The organism is Thermodesulfatator indicus DSM 15286, assembly GCF_000217795.1.
GTDB classification, from domain to species: domain Bacteria; phylum Desulfobacterota; class Thermodesulfobacteria; order Thermodesulfobacteriales; family Thermodesulfatatoraceae; genus Thermodesulfatator; species Thermodesulfatator indicus.
The window spans coordinates 645,922-660,581 of the sequence record NC_015681.1 but is presented as its reverse complement, the minus strand read 5'-3'; the positions used below and the strand labels follow the sequence as shown (position 1 = coordinate 660,581).

Genomic DNA, 14,660 nt, shown 5'->3' with positions numbered 1-14,660 from the left:
TCCCTAAGCCACTTCTGAAAGTTTTAGACGTTCCTGCCATCTTTCCATGAGAATCTCTTTAAGCAAAGGATAATTTTCTAGTAATGGGTCTTCTTTTAACAGAGAAAATGCTTCTTCCCTAGCTATCACGAGCATATCATAATCTCTTACAGGGTCAGCGCGTCTAAAGGCAAAAAAGCCTGACTGTCTAGTACCAAGTATTTCTCCAGGACCTCTAATTTTCATGTCTTCTTCGGCAATACGAAAGCCATCTGTGGTTTCACAGAGGATTTTTAAGCGCCTTAAGGCCTCACTTCCTGGTTTTAGCTTATGGGCCACCAGAAGACAATAAGATTCTCTAGCACTTCTACCAACTCGGCCTCGTAACTGATGAAGCTGCGAAAGGCCAAATCTTTCAGCATTTTCAATAACCATAACTGTGGCTTCAGGTACATCTACGCCCACCTCAATAACTGTGGTGGAGACAAGAATCTGGGTTCGGCCTTCTTTGAAGGCGGCCATAGCCGCTTCTTTTTCTGAAGGTTTCATCTTTCCGTGCAAAAGGCCTACCTGATAATCAGGAAAAAGCTCTTTTTGCAGGTGTTCAGCCATTGTAGTAGCGGCCAGCAGATCCATCTTTTCGGATTCTTCAACTAGTGGGAACACAACGTAGGCCCGATGGCCTTTGGAAAGCTCTTGCCTTACTATTTCGTAGGCCTTCTGGCGATCTTTAGCGGTAAAAAGATAAGTCTTAACTGGCTTTCGCCCTGCTGGTAATTCGTCAATTATGGAGACATCGAGGTCACCATAAACTGTCATGGCCAAGGTACGGGGAATGGGGGTAGCGGTCATAACCAGTGTATCTGGTTCAAGGCCTTTGGCCTTTTGTCTAAGTGCTGCTCTTTGTAAAACTCCAAAACGGTGCTGTTCGTCAACTATAACCAGGCCTAATTTTTTAAACTCAACGGCTTCCTGGAACAAGGCGTGGGTGCCGATTACGAGGTTAATGTGGCCTTCTTTTAGGCCCTGGTATATTTCCTTTTTTTCGCGAGCAGTTTTACCACCGGTTAAAAGAGCTATCTCCACGCCAATTAGCCCTGCGTATTTTTTAAAGTTAAGATAGTGTTGTTCGGCAAGTATTTCGGTAGGAGCCATGAGGGCTACCTGATAGCCATTATCAATGGCGATAAGGGCGGCGAGAAAAGCTACCACTGTTTTACCACACCCGACATCTCCCTGAAGAAGACGATTCATGGGATAGGGGCTGGTCATGTCTTTTTCGATTTCTTTTAAAACGCGGGTCTGAGCTCTAGTTAATTTAAAGGGCAAACTTTTAAGAAATCTTCTTACGCGGGGAGTTCCTGGCTTGAAAGCTATACCAGGAGCCCGGGCGATTTGGGATTTGCGTAAAGCCAAAGCCAGTTCTAGGTAAAAGAATTCGTCAAAGGCCAAGCTTTTGTGGTAAATACTTTTTTCTTCATTGAGAATGTAAATGTCATCCTGAGGGTCAGGGAAATGTATTCCTTTAAGGGCTAAAGGAACGGGTAAAAGTCTTCTTTTATTTAGAATTTTGGCCGGGATAGGGCTTATAGCTTTTTCAGCGTATTCCTCTACAGCGTTAGCTATGATGCGACGTAAAACTTTAGGTGAAACCCCTTCTATAGTGGGATAAACGGGGAGGATTCTTCCTACATGAAGGCCTACTTTTTCATCTTCAGGGAATTCCACTTCAGGATGAATCATTTCTTTGCGTCCGGCAAAAGTCGAGATTTCTCCTGCAAGTATGACCTTGCGTCCAGGGCGAAAGGTTTCTCTGTGTCGTTTTTCGTTGAAATGAAACCATTTGGCCGCCAAAAGACCAGTACCATCAGAGATAACGATTTCAAAAACCCGTCGTCTTTTAAATTTGACTACTCCCGAAAGAACAACCTCCCCTTCTACTACTGCCTGTTCTCCGGTTTTTAGGCTACCGATAAAACGCATTTTACGACGGTCTTCATAAGTTCTTGGCAGAAAAAAAAGCAAATCTTCGACAGTTTTTACTTCCCTGGTGGCAAGTTTGTGAGCAAGTTTAGGACCAACTCCTTTTAAAAATTGGACAGGTTTGCTTAATTCTTTGCGGTATAAGCGATAAGTTTCAAGATCTATGTAAACGTCTTCAAGTGGTGGCCAGACTTTTTGAAGAGTTTCTTGAGAGGCGTCTTCTAATAAAGAAAAAATTTTTTCAAGGTGGGCCTTTTTTTCGTCAAAAGAAAGTTTATCTAGACGATCCAAAAGATTAAAAATTTGAGAATAAATTTCTTGAGGAAGGGTGTCTTTTATTCGCGCTAAGGCGTCTTTTAAAGTGTTTTCAAGGTTTTTGACTTTATTCAGATTGGCAAAATCATTTCGACTTACAAAACGAAGGGGCCGTAAAACGGCCCCCCATTTTTCTTCTTGAGAATTTGTTTTTCCCATTTATTGGCTTATTTGTGCTTGTGGTAAGCTCTCATAATTTGACAATATAGAAATGAGCTGTTCAGGAGAAGTAAAACAAGCACTTTGAGCTTGGCAACATACCTCAAGGACTTCGCAGAAATTCATAAATTCTGAAAGAAGCTTGGTTTTAAGCTTGTCTTTTCTTAAAATCATAGAAAGACGATGGCTTATTTCTAGTTCAGGGACATCAAGAATCTTAATCCAGCCGTGTTCAACCTCTCTACATACTGTAAGGACCGAAAGACAGGTAATACCAAGGCCAGCTTCAACTGCTTTTTTAATGGCCTCTGTATGACCCAACCGCAGGAAAACGTTTATTTTGGGTAGTTGTTTGGCTATCACGTTTTCAAAGATTTCAGCTACTCCAGAGCCTTCTTCACGTATAATCCAACGGGCCTTTTCAAGGTCTTTTAAGGTTACTTTATCTTTTTGGGCCAGAGGATGATTAGCCCCAGCAATTATATGAATACGATCTTCAAGCCAGGGTTTAACATCGATTTTGTCACTATGAACAGAGCCTCCTACAAAACCTATGTCTAAAATGCCTTCTTCTATTTGCTCTTCAATTTGGCGTGTATTTCCTACAATGAGTTTGATTTCTGCATCGGGGTATTTTTCTATAAAGGCACTAACGATAAATGGCATTACGTAATTGCCAATGGTGGTGCTGGCTCCTACGTGAAGGGTACCTACAATTTTGTTTTCAGGCTCTGACAAAAGAAGTTCCAAATTGCGAATTTTATTTACTATTTCGCGGGCATGAGGCAGCAAAAACCTTCCACGATCGTTCAAAACCAACTTTTTGCCCTGTCTATCAAACAGAGGGCCGTTCAGAATATTTTCCATCTCTGAAATAGCCATGCTTACCGCTGATTGGGTTAAAAAAATCTTCTTAGCCGCGGTGGTAACATGCCCGGTTTCAGCCACTGCCAAAAATATTTCTAGTTGTCTTAATGTAAGAGCCATTTTATCAACTCCTTTAAACCTTATTTTTGTTGCTATTAAAGGGAAGTTTAATCAATTTTTTTGATAAAACAAGTATTTATTTTATTTTTTTTAAAACTTGTTAAGTTTTTTTGAACAAAAGTTACATAAATACTATCGGTTAAAATTCCGAAAACTTTACCCTTTAATTTTTATCCTAGATTCCCGCTTAACCCTACAACCGCATTTGTATAGGTAGCAGGAATAATAAGGCCTTCCAGGCCGTCCCTACACAAACAAATAGAGGCGAGGTTTTGCCCCGCCCGTAAACAGGGGGTTTAGGAGGCATTGCCACAATGTTCAAGCAGAGATTTTGGCGAAATTGTTTGATATCTATTGGGTAGTTTATTAACTTATGTTTGATAATACTTAATTTTGGGAGTAGAAAGTGGCCCGATATTTCCTTTTATCATTTCTCTTAATTTTTCTTTTTGTTCCAAATGTCTTGGCAGCAGAAAAAGTATATATTCTTCCTATTCAGGAAGCCATTACTCCTATTACTAATTCCAAAATAGAAAAAGCTATCAATAAGGCTGAGAAAGAAGGGGCTTCTTGTCTCGTAATTGAACTTGATACACCGGGTGGTCTTGTTTCTACCACTCGCAAAATAGTAAAAAATATTTTATCTGCTGAGGTCCCAGTGGTGGTTTATGTGTATCCCTCAGGGGCTCATGCTGCTTCAGCGGGAACCTTTATAACTCTGGCTGCTCATATAGCTGCTATGGCTCCGGGCACCAATATCGGTGCGGCTCATCCAGTGACTATGGGACGAGGAAAAGACGAAGAAATGATGAGAAAGGCCGCTAACGATTTAGCGGCTTTTGCCAAGTCTTTAGCTAAGCTCAGGGGGCGGAATGCACGCTGGGCGGAAAAAGCTGTGCTGAAAAGTGTTTCTATCTCTGCGGAGGAGGCCCTTAAACTAAAAGTTATTGATTTAATTGCTGAAAATCCTAACGATCTGCTACAAAAAATAGATGGCCGTAAAGTGCTTTTAGCCAACAATAAAGAAGTTATCTTAAAGACCAAAGACGCTAAAACTATAACCCTCAAAGAATCATTTAGAGATAAACTTCTTCGCCTGATAACTAACCCCAATATTTCTTATATTCTTCTCATGTTAGGTTTGGCCGGACTTTACTTTGAGTTTTCAAATCCAGGGGCTATTCTTCCAGGGGTAATAGGGGCTTTGTGTCTGATTTTTGCTTTCTATTCTATGCATCTTTTACCGATTAACTATGCTGGTTTGCTGTTGATTTTGCTCTCTGGCTTATTTTTCTTTTTAGAAATCAAGCTAACCAGTTACGGGCTTTTGGCTCTGGTCGGTTTATTAAGTCTTATTTTTGGTTCTCTGATGCTTTTTGATCAAAGTCCAGAAGGTCTTAAACTGGCCAAAGAAGTCTTGTTCCCCATACTTGGAAGCACAGCTCTCTTTTTTGTAGGTATAACTTTTTTAGCCGCTAAAGCGGTTTTGCGTAAGCCTACCACTGGGTCAGAAGGCCTTATTGGGGAAACAGGTAAAACTCTTACTCGGGTTGGCCCTAAAGGTGGACAAGTTTTTGTACACGGTGAAATCTGGCAGGCAATAAGTGATGAAGAAATCCCCGAAGACACAGAAGTAGTTGTAGAAAAAGTAGAGGGTTTTCGTTTAAGGGTAAAAAGAAAAAGCTGATATGGGTGTTTGTCGTGCCTGTGGAAGGGAATCTGTCACTATTTCTTCAAAAATCGGTTTTTGTGTGCGCTGTATTCGGGAAAAATGGCCTGAAATTGGCAGAGAAATAGAAAAAATACATCGGCTTACTAGAAAGGATTTTGGCCTTCCAGAAGTCCCTCCTAAGGCCCCCGATGGGCTTCCTTGTAACTTGTGTCATCATAAATGTCGTATTCTAGAAGGTGAATACGGTTATTGTGGTGTATGGCAAAACCGCCAAGGCCGATTAATAGGTCCCGGGCGAGATGGGGCCTATGTATCCTGGTATCTTGATCCTTTACCCACCAATTGTGTGGCTGATTTTGTTTGTCCTGGCGGGACTGGGGCTGGTTATCCCCATTTTGCTTATTTGCCTGGCCCTGAGCGAGGTTACGCCAATCTAGCGGTCTTCTACGAGGCGTGTAACTTTAATTGTCTTTATTGCCAGAACTGGCATTTTAGAAACCGTAGGCTGGGAGGCCCTCTGATTTCTAGTGCCAATATGTTTGCTGACCTTAAAGAACATGTTTCTTGTGTATGTTTTTTTGGAGGAGATCCAGGGCCTCAGGCCCTTCATGCTATTTTTTGGGCAGATAAGGCTCGTGAACTCAGAAAAGAAAAAATCTTTCGCGTGTGCTGGGAAACCAATGGTGCCGAAAACTTCCGCGTTATAAAGGAAATGATGAGGCTTTCTCTCGGGTCTGGTGGCTGTATAAAAATCGACCTTAAAGCCGCCAGTGTCACAGTTCATCAAGCCCTTTGTGGTGTTTCTAATAAGCAAACCTGGGAGAATTTTGCTTTGTTAGCAGAGATGGCCGAGGGTCGCCCTGAACTTCCGGCCTTAGTTGCTTCTACTCTTCTTGTGCCAGGCTATGTCGACGAAGAAGAACTGGAAAAGATAGCGTCCTTTATCTCTTCTCTATCAAAAGATATTCCTTGGTCTCTTCTGGCTTATTACCCTACTTTTTACCTCGATGACCTTCCTACTACTTCTAGGCGTCATGTAGAAATGGCCCTGGCCATAGCCAAAAAATACGGGCTCAAAAAAGTCAATATCGGTAATCGCCATCTTATTTCCGAGGCTTATTAGGGTTTGCCTGTCCCCATAAATCTGGTTATTCTTTTTAATAAAATTTTAGAGGCCTGCCGTGAAAAAGCTTTTTTGGGTCTATTTTCTAATAATAATTATTCTGCCTAGTTCTGCTAAAGCCAAAGTAAAAGAAATAGAGATTTACCAGCATAAAATTTTTATCGTAGAAGAATTCCCTTTAAAAGCCGGGCTTAACCGTCTGATTCTGGCCAAAGAAGTCTCACCTGAGGAAATAAATTTTAGGGCCTCTTCGGGATTAAGGCTCATCTCCATTTCTCTTGAAAAAGTTTCCAAAAAAGATCTTCTAAGTCTTAATGTAAAAAAACTCAGAGAAAAACTTGATGCCTTAGAAAGAGATATAGAGACCTTGAACCGAGAAATATCTCTGGTTGAAGACGCCTTAAAAGGAAAGAGAGAAACGCCTTCCCCGCAGGTTTTTGAAAGCTATCACCAGGTGTGGAAAAAGCTTTTTATAGCTAAGCTTGCCAAAGAAAAAGAGAGAGAAACACTAAAAAAACAGCTTAAAGAACTTGAAAGTCAAATAGTTTCTCTTAACACCTCAGCGTTAATAATTCAGGTAAAAGGGCAGGGGAGCTTTCAAGTGCGCTATCCTGCTGGAAAGCTCATCTCCTGGCGCGAAAATTATGAATGTTTACTAAATACCCAGGATAAAGAACTCTTTCTCAGGGCCATGGGTTTAATTACCCAAAAGAGCGGTAACTCTTGGCCTGGAGTAAAGATAATCTTTTATCCCCGTGGGGAAGATTTTGCTGTGCTAAAACCTCCTCCCTTTACTCCCTGGATAGTAGATGAATTTTCTCCTCGGCCTAAGCTCCTTTTACGAAAGACTGTAGAGGCCGTAAAAGAAATAAAAAGAGAAAAGTCTCCAGGAAATATTTGGGAAAGGGTAACAGTCTCTTATGTTGACTTACCTTCAGGTAAGCCAACTGCTATTTCTCTGGGTGAAGAAACATTTAAAGTTGAAAAATTCCTTTTAGAAGCACCGGTTTATGCGGTAAATAAAGCCTTTTTCAGGGCGGACCTAATTCCTGACAGGAGTTTTCCTCGATTAAAGGCCCGTTTTTACCTGGATGGAGCTCTCGTAGGGGAGGGGGAAATCGGCCCCTTAAATCCCGGTATAAGTCAAAAAGTTTATTTCGGGCCAGCCTCTCTTATTGAAATAAAACGGGTTGTCCTAAAGGATGTCAAAGGAGATAGCTTTTTCGGTAAGAAGACCCGCTTGCGCGAGGTAAAAACTGTGTTTATCAACCACTATGATAGGCCTTTTGACCTGGAAATCATAGATAAAGTGCCAATAAGCCGAAAAAAAGAAGTAAAAATCAAAGCACAGGCTAATCCTCCCTGGCAGGAAAAACATCCTGATGGCAAGGTTATATGGCGCTTTAATCTTCCTCCTAATGGAAAACAAGAGATAATCCTTAGAGTGGAAATTAAACGTCCGAAAGATGAATAGCCCTTTTATTTTGAGAATAGAGGCTTCTGCAGGAGCGGGAAAGACTTATAGGCTCACCAGCCGGTTTCTTGAACTTTTGGCTAGCCTTCCTCCGAGCCCGGCCAATTTGCGTTCCATAGTGGCTATCACTTTTACCAACAAGGCTGCGGCTGAAATGAAAGAACGGCTTATAAAGGCCTTAAAGAGTATTGCCCTTGAAACTTCTTACGGTAAAAGCCTTGCTTCCCAAACTAAGCTTTCGCCTGAAGTTGCTCATAAGTGGCTAAAAATAATTTTTGAAAACTTCAACGACCTCCAGGTGCGTACCATCGATTCCTTGATTTTTAGTATTTTGAGGGGAGTGGCCCTTGAGGCAGGCCTTAGGCCAGACCTTGAGGCCGAATTGAAAGAAGATATCCTCTTAGCCAGGGCCTACGACCGTTTACTTCTTTCCTTACGCGAAGGAGAAAGTGATATTCGCAATGTTTTTCGTGAAGTGCTTTTGACTTTCCTAGAGATAGAAACCAGAAGCGGCTTTAACCCGGAAAAGTCTATTCGTAAAACCTTACTCGATCTCTTTCGCTACGAACTAAAAGGCAAATCCCTTGCTGGAGTAAAAGAAGATTACCTTCTTGAAGAACTGGCCCAAAGTGTTGAACAGGCTGCCAAGGACTTTTTAGCCGTGGTTCAAGAGGAGGGGCTCGTTTTCAGGTATTCTTCCTGGGAAGAAAAATTCCTCGACCCCCTTGGCCACTTTAACGCTACTCCGTTTCATAAAGATTATGCCAGAGAATTATTTAAAAGCCGTTTTATCCCTGAAAAAGTTGAAAAACGCTATACGGAATTTAAAGAAAGGCTTGAAGAATATCTTTTGGCGCGGGCCATCGTAAGGCTTATACCTTATGCCCGTTTATACGAGAAACTAAAAAATGAACTTGAACGTTTGCGCCGCCAAGAAGGCCTCATTCACGGCGGTGGCTGGATAGAATTAGTAGAAAAATTCTTGCGCGAAGAAGGAGTCCCCCTCGTTTACTGTAAACTTGGGTCCAGATTTAGACATTTTTTGATAGACGAATTTCAGGATACCAGCCAGCAACAGTGGTCTGCCTTAAAACCATTGGTAGAAGAGGCTTTGAGCCAGGGGGGCACCTTAACTTACGTGGGTGACATAAAACAAGCCATTTATGTTTGGCGAGGAGGCGATCCTAGGCTTTTTAATCTGGTGCCTCAGGAACTACCTGCTGAGTTAATAGATGAACCCCTACCTTTTAACTGGCGCGCTAAAGAGGCGCTGGTGTCCTTTAATAACAGTTTTTTTGAGCTCCTTGCTGAAGAAAAACACGCTCGAAACATTGCCTTTAAAATGCTTCATCCAGAAGAAGACCGTAAACGAAGGAACTTGGCCAGTTCGCACGCTGAGGAACTGGCCAAATTTATTTGTAACACCTTTTCTCGGGCAAACCAAAAACTTCCCGAAAAAAAGCCAGGCGGCCAGGTGAAAATTATCTTTTATGAGGGTGATACACGCCAGGCCCAAGAAGAAGCTTTAAAAGAAAAGTTGAAAGACATTTTGCAAGAAAAACGTTCTCTTATTGGCCAAAAAAGTCTGGCCATTTTGGTGCGCACTAACAACCAGGCTGAAGATATGGCCTGCCTTCTTTTTGAAATGGGTATCCCCGCGGTGACTGAAAATGCCTTACGCCTTACCAGTTCTCCCGTGATTAAGGCTTTAATTTCGCTCCTTTCTTTTCTAGACTATCCTTATGATAACGTGGCCCTTGCGGGTTTTTTGAGGAGCCCTGTGGCCAAAGGTTTTTTAAATCTTCCAGAAGAATTTTGGCTAGAGGCTGGTAAAAAAGGCTGTCTAAAAGACTCTTGTGCAGAATTTGATAAAGAAGGCTTTAAAAACTATCTTGAACCATTGCTGGCCAAGGCGGGTTTTCTTTCCCCTTATGATTTGGTACGCGAAATAATGTTTCTTTTTAAAGTTTACGAGCGTTTTCCTGCTGAGGAGGCCTTTTTACACCGGTTTTTATCTCTGGTCTTAGCTTTTGAACAAGAGGGAGCAGGGCTTTCTTCTTTTCTTGAACACTGGGAAGAAAAGGCTCCCGAAGAGCGTTTGGGGCTTCCGGAAGAGGTTGCTGCTGTGCGTGTTTTGACCATTCACGCAGCCAAAGGCCTTGAGTTTGACGTTGTGTTTCTCCCCTTTATTCATTGGGAAATTAAGACTTCAAAGCTTGTTTCCCTTGAAGAGGGGACCTTGGCCTACGTACAAAAACCTTATCCTCAGCCCGTAAAAGAAAAGATTTTACGTGAAAGAGCGGCTCAGGCCTTGGAAAATTTAAATCTTCTTTACGTGGCTTTTACCCGGGCCAAAGAGGAGCTCTTCGTTTTTGTACCTGAAAAAAAGGCTCCAAGAGAACAGTTCGGTACAGGAGATATCGTAAGAACCTTTTTAAACGAATTGGGGTTTAGAAATGCGTCTTAATCTGAGGGTGCGCCGCTACGATCTTGAGCTTTTGGGAGAACGAAGTCGGGAAATAAGCTACGGTGAAATTGCCCATCAGGCCCTTTATTTTTTGCCCTCTTTGCCTAAAGGATACCAGCGCAAAGAGGTATCATCTTTTGTTAAAAAGGCTCTAAAAAGGGCCTTGGCCCTTTTTGATCCTCGTTTTAGGGAGGATTTTTCTGAAACGGAAAAACAACTCGGAAAAATATTAACTAAGGCCCTATTACTTGAAGAAGTGAAACCTTATTTCGAAGAAGGAGTTGAAGTTTTTAAAGAAATCGAAGTGCAAGATAAAACAGGTATGCTTCACCGGATTGACCGTCTGGTGATAACCAGGGAAGGCCCAGTGGTCATTGAATACAAACTTGGCGGTCGCCGCCGGGCGCACAAGGAACAAGTCAACCTTTATCAAAAAATTCTTACCCACATTTTCGGCCAAAGGCCCAAGGGATTCCTCTTTTATTTGGAAGAACCGTCTTTTTTAGACGTAGATAGCCTTAAACAAAAACCCTTACTTTAACGTCTGCGTTTGAAATAGACATAAAGAGTTACTAGCATTACGGAAAATAGAATTAAAAAGGCTGAGCTGCGGTGTAGCCACTCTTTTAAAAGGGCTTCGTTGGCCCCTATTAGATAACCTGCCGCCGCAAGAATACATACCCATATTCCTGCTCCAAGACCTGTGTAAAAAGAAAAAAGGGCCAGATTCATGCGGCCAAGACCTGCAGGAAGGCTTATGTACTGGCGAACACCAGGAATAAGGCGCCCCACAAAAGTACTTATGTGCCCGTGTTCAGCAAAGAATTTTTCCATACGTAAAAGTGTATCTGGCGGTAAAAAGAAGAATTTCCCGTAACGCAATATGAGTAGCTGAAGGGCTGGTCTTCCTAGGCGCATGGCCAGGAAGTAGTTAAACCAAGCCCCTAAAAGACTTCCCAGAATCCCCGAGGCAATAACCAACCAAATATTGAATTCCCCCTTGGCCGCTAGATAGGCGGCCGGGGGAATGATTACTTCACTGGGAAAAGGGAAAAATGATGACTCAAGGGCCATCAATAAAATAATTCCTGGATAACCAAGCTGAGACGTGGTTTGCAAGATAAAGGAGACTATTTTTTCAAGCATTTTGCTGCTACCTGCAGTTTAAACTAGGCTCAGGAAAATCCTCCCAGCCCGCCACATGAACTTCCGCTACTAAAACCTCCACCAAAAGATGACGAACTTCCTACTCGACTACTAAAAGTAGAAACTAATTTACTTACGTTTTTGCTGCCACAGCGTTTACACCTTACACTTTCTATGTCACGAGAAGTAAAGCAAAGGCTTTCAAATATATGGCGACAGTCCTTGCAAACAAATTCATATATCGGCATGTGTTGACCTCCTTTAAATATTTATGGTCAGCTACAAAGATAAACCATGCCTGAGCAAAGACAAGAACCTAGTAAAAAAGTAGTATATACCCTTGGGACCTCTACCAGAAGTTTCGACGAGTTTTTGAGGATACTCAAAAAGTACAAAATAAAACAGGTGATTGATGTGCGGTCGTTCCCTAAAAGTCGGCGGTTCCCCCACTTTAATCAGGAAATTCTTTCTAAAAAACTAGCAGAGGAAGGCTTTTATTACGTATGGCTTGGCAAAGAGCTTGGTGGTTTTAGGCGTGAAGGTTATGAAAAATATATGCAAACTGAGGATTTTGCCGAAGGCTTAAATAGACTTTTAGCCTTAATTGAAGGAGACACTAGCGTTATTATTTGTGCGGAAAAATTCCCCTGGCGTTGCCACCGACGGTTTATCAGCCGTAAGCTCTCTGAAAAGGGTATTGGCGTTATTCATATCATTGATGATAGCCAAATTTGGATATCCCAAAAACTTCTCGGGCTAATTTAAAGTTTTTGGAATTCTTTTCCGATGTTTGTACCAAGGAGGAATTTTATGCCAGAAATGCAGGTAAAAAATTTAAACCAGCAAGAAGCTTCCTCTCAAGCCGAGGTCATTGATATGATACCCCTACGTACTCCCCAAAATAAGATAATTGAAGCCAAAAAACTCCCAACTTTACCAGATATTGCCTACCGTTTACTTGAACTTCTCTCAGGGGATCCAGACATTGCCGAACTTGAAGGTGTTATCAGGTATGACCAAGCCATTACCGCTAAAATTCTTTCAGTAGCTAATTCAGCGTACATTTCTACTCAAAAAGAGATAACTACCCTTGACAGGGCTATCATGTTTTTAGGGGTGCGCGAAGTTAGCGAGATAGCCTTTAGCATTTGTGTTTTTAGCGTATTCAAAACCCTCAAAAATATAAGAAATTTCGATGTACACGAATTTTGGATCCATTCTATTGCTACAGGTATTACGGCTAGAGTAATTGCCCAATCGTTAGATGCCGAAGATGAAGACTTGTTTTTTACTCTTGGGCTTTTACACGATATAGGAAGATTGGCGACCCTTCATCTTTTTCCTGATCAGTTTGAAGAAATTCTTGTTATTCAGGAAAATAGCGAAAAATCCCTTTTAGCCATTGAACTTGAAGCTGGGCTGGCTCATACTTGGATTGGGCGTTGGCTCCTTCAACGCTGGGGACTTCCAGAAAAGTTTATAAAAGTGGCTAGATTTCATCATAATCCCTTTTACAAAGGCAAGTTTCTTTTCGAACCAGCCGTTATAAAACTGGCAGATTTGATATCTCATCAATTAAAACTTGCTGAACTCCCCGGAGCGCCTAAAGAAGATCCTTCTCCTTTACTCAAAAAGCTAGGTCTTGACGAAGAGCTTTATCAAACCATTGTTGAACATCTACTGTTTGTAAAAGAAAGCATAAAAGAGGCCTGGAAACAGGCCATTTAGAATTCCTAGGTGCTGTTTCGTTGCCTTTCCACTTGGTTTAAAATGCCCCTATGACGTCAATCTCTCTTGATCAGTATCAGGAGCAAGCGGTTAAGGCCAAAGGCAATACTTTAGTTGTAGCTGGTCCTGGAGCCGGTAAAACTAGAGTTCTTTTAGCCAAAGCCATTCATTTGCTTGAACAAGGGATTGATCCTGAGAAAGTTTTAATTCTTACCTTTACTATTAAAACCACACAGGAATTAAAAGAAAGGCTGGCCTCAATAGGTATCAAAGGAGTAAAGGTAGATACCTTTCACGCCCTTGCCTACGATCTTTTAAAAGCAAAAGGCATTAAGCCGCGTTTGGCCACAGAAGAAGAATTAAAGGCCTTAGCGAGAGACCTTTCTAAGCGTAAGGGCCTTTCCCTCAAGGATTTTAGAAAGGCCTTAGATAAAGGCGAAAACCATTATCGTTCTCTCTGGGAAGAGGCCTTAAAATTACATGGTCTTTACGATTTTTCTCTCTTGTTAAAAGAAGCTACGGGGCATTATCTACAACAAGAAAAGGTTTATCTTTTGATAGACGAATTTCAGGACCTTAACCCGGAGCTTACTTCGTTTTTAAAAACTTTTACCAAGGCCGAATTTTTTCTGGTAGGTGATCCTGCCCAGGCTATATACGGTTTTCGTGGGGCCTGTCCCCAAGTAATAAAAGAATTTGTAGATTATCTTGCCCCTCAAATATATTTTCTCAAAAAAAGCTATCGGGTACCGGAAAAGGTCCTTAACTTTGCGGAGACTCTTAGAGAAACTCAAGGTTTCCCTTTAGAGCCTCTTGAGGCTGTGCAAAAGGGTGGAAATCGTTTAGGGCTTTCTTTTAACAAGCCATTTAATGAGGCCAAAGGAGTGGCCAAGTTAGTTAGCGAATTGTTAGGTGGTCTCCAGATGGAGGCCAGCCAAAGAGGGCTTGCTCCTCCTGAAATAGCGATCTTATCAAGGGTACGAACCTTACTCAATCCGATAAAAGAGGCCTTTATTAAGTTTGGTATCCCTTTTCAAGTGCCTTCAGAAAACTTGAAAGAAGAAATTTCTGCTATTGAGAGCCTAAGCGATATAGCTAAAAGTATTAAGAGCTTAAAAGAGTTAGAGGCATATCTGGCTGAAGGTCCTTCTTCAGTAAAGGAGGCCTGGCTAGAAAGTCAATCTTTAGAAGGCTTTTTGTTTCGTCTAGAGATGCTAAAAACCTTTGCGAGTATTTCTATAAGAAAAGACGGGGTACCTCTTCTTACTATTCATGAGGCCAAAGGTCTTGAGTTCAAGGTTGTAATTCTTGTTGGGGCTGAAGATGGTCTTCTTCCGTTTACCCTTTTGGAAGATTACGACCTAGCAGAGGAAAAGCGCGTAGCTTATGTAGCCGTAACCCGGGCTCAGGAGAGCTTTTACTTTACTCAGGTTAAAACAGGTCGCTTTCTTTATGGCCACAAGCTTTCAGGAAAAGTGAGCCCTTTTTTTGAAACACTGCCCATAAAAGAAAAGTCTTCCAAAACTAAACCTAAGGCCCGCCAGAAAAAACTATTTGGCTAAATTTGCCCCTTTGCGAGATTTAATAAGGGCGTTATCTTTCGCCTCAACAAAGAGTAACGGAGGTT

At 41.8% G+C, this 14,660-nt stretch carries 12 protein-coding genes; 8 read left to right on the top strand and 4 right to left on the bottom strand.

What is annotated here, in order from left to right; all coding sequences use genetic code 11:
• Positions 1–3 precede the first annotated feature (3 nt).
• Positions 4–2,436 (bottom strand): ATP-dependent DNA helicase RecG, encoded by a 2,433-nt coding sequence (gene recG / locus THEIN_RS03110; RefSeq protein WP_013907244.1) that lies wholly within the window; start codon positions 2,434–2,436, stop codon positions 4–6.
• The gene (locus THEIN_RS03105) at positions 2,437–3,423 is read right to left on the bottom strand and encodes a LysR family transcriptional regulator (RefSeq protein WP_013907243.1); all 987 of its coding nucleotides are present in this window, start codon (positions 3,421–3,423) and stop codon (positions 2,437–2,439) included. It lies immediately after the preceding gene.
• 463 nt (positions 3,424–3,886) lie between these two features.
• On the opposite strand from THEIN_RS03105, the gene THEIN_RS03100 reads away from it, so the two are divergent.
• Genes THEIN_RS03100 through THEIN_RS03080 form a run of 5 tightly spaced genes read left to right on the top strand, consistent with a single transcriptional unit; the run spans position 3,887 to position 10,700 of the window.
• Positions 3,887–5,110 carry an NfeD family protein gene (locus THEIN_RS03100; RefSeq protein WP_217125051.1) on the top strand — a complete coding sequence of 408 codons (1,224 nt, stop codon included), beginning with the start codon at positions 3,887–3,889 and terminating at the stop codon, positions 5,108–5,110.
• A gap of 1 nt (position 5,111) precedes the next feature.
• Positions 5,112–6,218 (top strand): radical SAM protein, encoded by a 1,107-nt coding sequence (locus THEIN_RS03095; RefSeq protein ID WP_013907241.1) that lies wholly within the window; start codon positions 5,112–5,114, stop codon positions 6,216–6,218.
• A gap of 58 nt (positions 6,219–6,276) precedes the next feature.
• Entirely contained in the window at positions 6,277–7,692 is a 1,416-nt protein-coding gene (locus tag THEIN_RS03090; protein WP_013907240.1) for a DUF4139 domain-containing protein, read from the top strand.
• Positions 7,685–10,159 (top strand): UvrD-helicase domain-containing protein, encoded by a 2,475-nt coding sequence (locus THEIN_RS03085; protein ID WP_013907239.1) that lies wholly within the window; start codon positions 7,685–7,687, stop codon positions 10,157–10,159. Before THEIN_RS03090 ends, THEIN_RS03085 begins: the two co-directional genes overlap by 8 nt.
• Positions 10,149–10,700, top strand: a complete 552-nt coding sequence (locus THEIN_RS03080; RefSeq protein WP_013907238.1) for a PD-(D/E)XK nuclease family protein — start codon at positions 10,149–10,151, stop codon at positions 10,698–10,700. Before THEIN_RS03085 ends, THEIN_RS03080 begins: the two co-directional genes overlap by 11 nt.
• Here THEIN_RS03080 and THEIN_RS03075 read toward each other — a convergent pair.
• Together THEIN_RS03075 and THEIN_RS11910 are read right to left on the bottom strand one after the other, a co-directional pair.
• On the bottom strand, positions 10,697–11,305 hold the full coding sequence (locus tag THEIN_RS03075) for a DedA family protein (RefSeq protein ID WP_013907237.1): 609 nt from the start codon (positions 11,303–11,305) through the stop codon (positions 10,697–10,699). The two genes, THEIN_RS03080 and THEIN_RS03075, sit on opposite strands and share 4 nt — an antisense overlap.
• Positions 11,306–11,334: 29 nt before the next feature.
• The gene (locus tag THEIN_RS11910; RefSeq protein ID WP_013907236.1) at positions 11,335–11,553 is read right to left on the bottom strand and encodes an FmdB family zinc ribbon protein; all 219 of its coding nucleotides are present in this window, start codon (positions 11,551–11,553) and stop codon (positions 11,335–11,337) included.
• 46 nt (positions 11,554–11,599) lie between these two features.
• On the opposite strand from THEIN_RS11910, the gene THEIN_RS03070 reads away from it, so the two are divergent.
• The 3 genes from THEIN_RS03070 to THEIN_RS03060 are packed head-to-tail and all read left to right on the top strand — an operon-like array spanning position 11,600 to position 14,595.
• Positions 11,600–12,070 (top strand): DUF488 domain-containing protein, encoded by a 471-nt coding sequence (locus tag THEIN_RS03070; protein WP_013907235.1) that lies wholly within the window; start codon positions 11,600–11,602, stop codon positions 12,068–12,070.
• Between the two features lie 45 nt (positions 12,071–12,115).
• Complete coding sequence (locus THEIN_RS03065) at positions 12,116–13,033, top strand: HDOD domain-containing protein (protein WP_013907234.1); 918 nt, start codon at positions 12,116–12,118, stop codon at positions 13,031–13,033.
• Positions 13,034–13,083: 50 nt separating this feature from the next.
• Positions 13,084–14,595, top strand: a complete 1,512-nt coding sequence (locus THEIN_RS03060; RefSeq protein WP_013907233.1) for an ATP-dependent helicase — start codon at positions 13,084–13,086, stop codon at positions 14,593–14,595.
• Positions 14,596–14,660 lie beyond the last annotated feature (65 nt).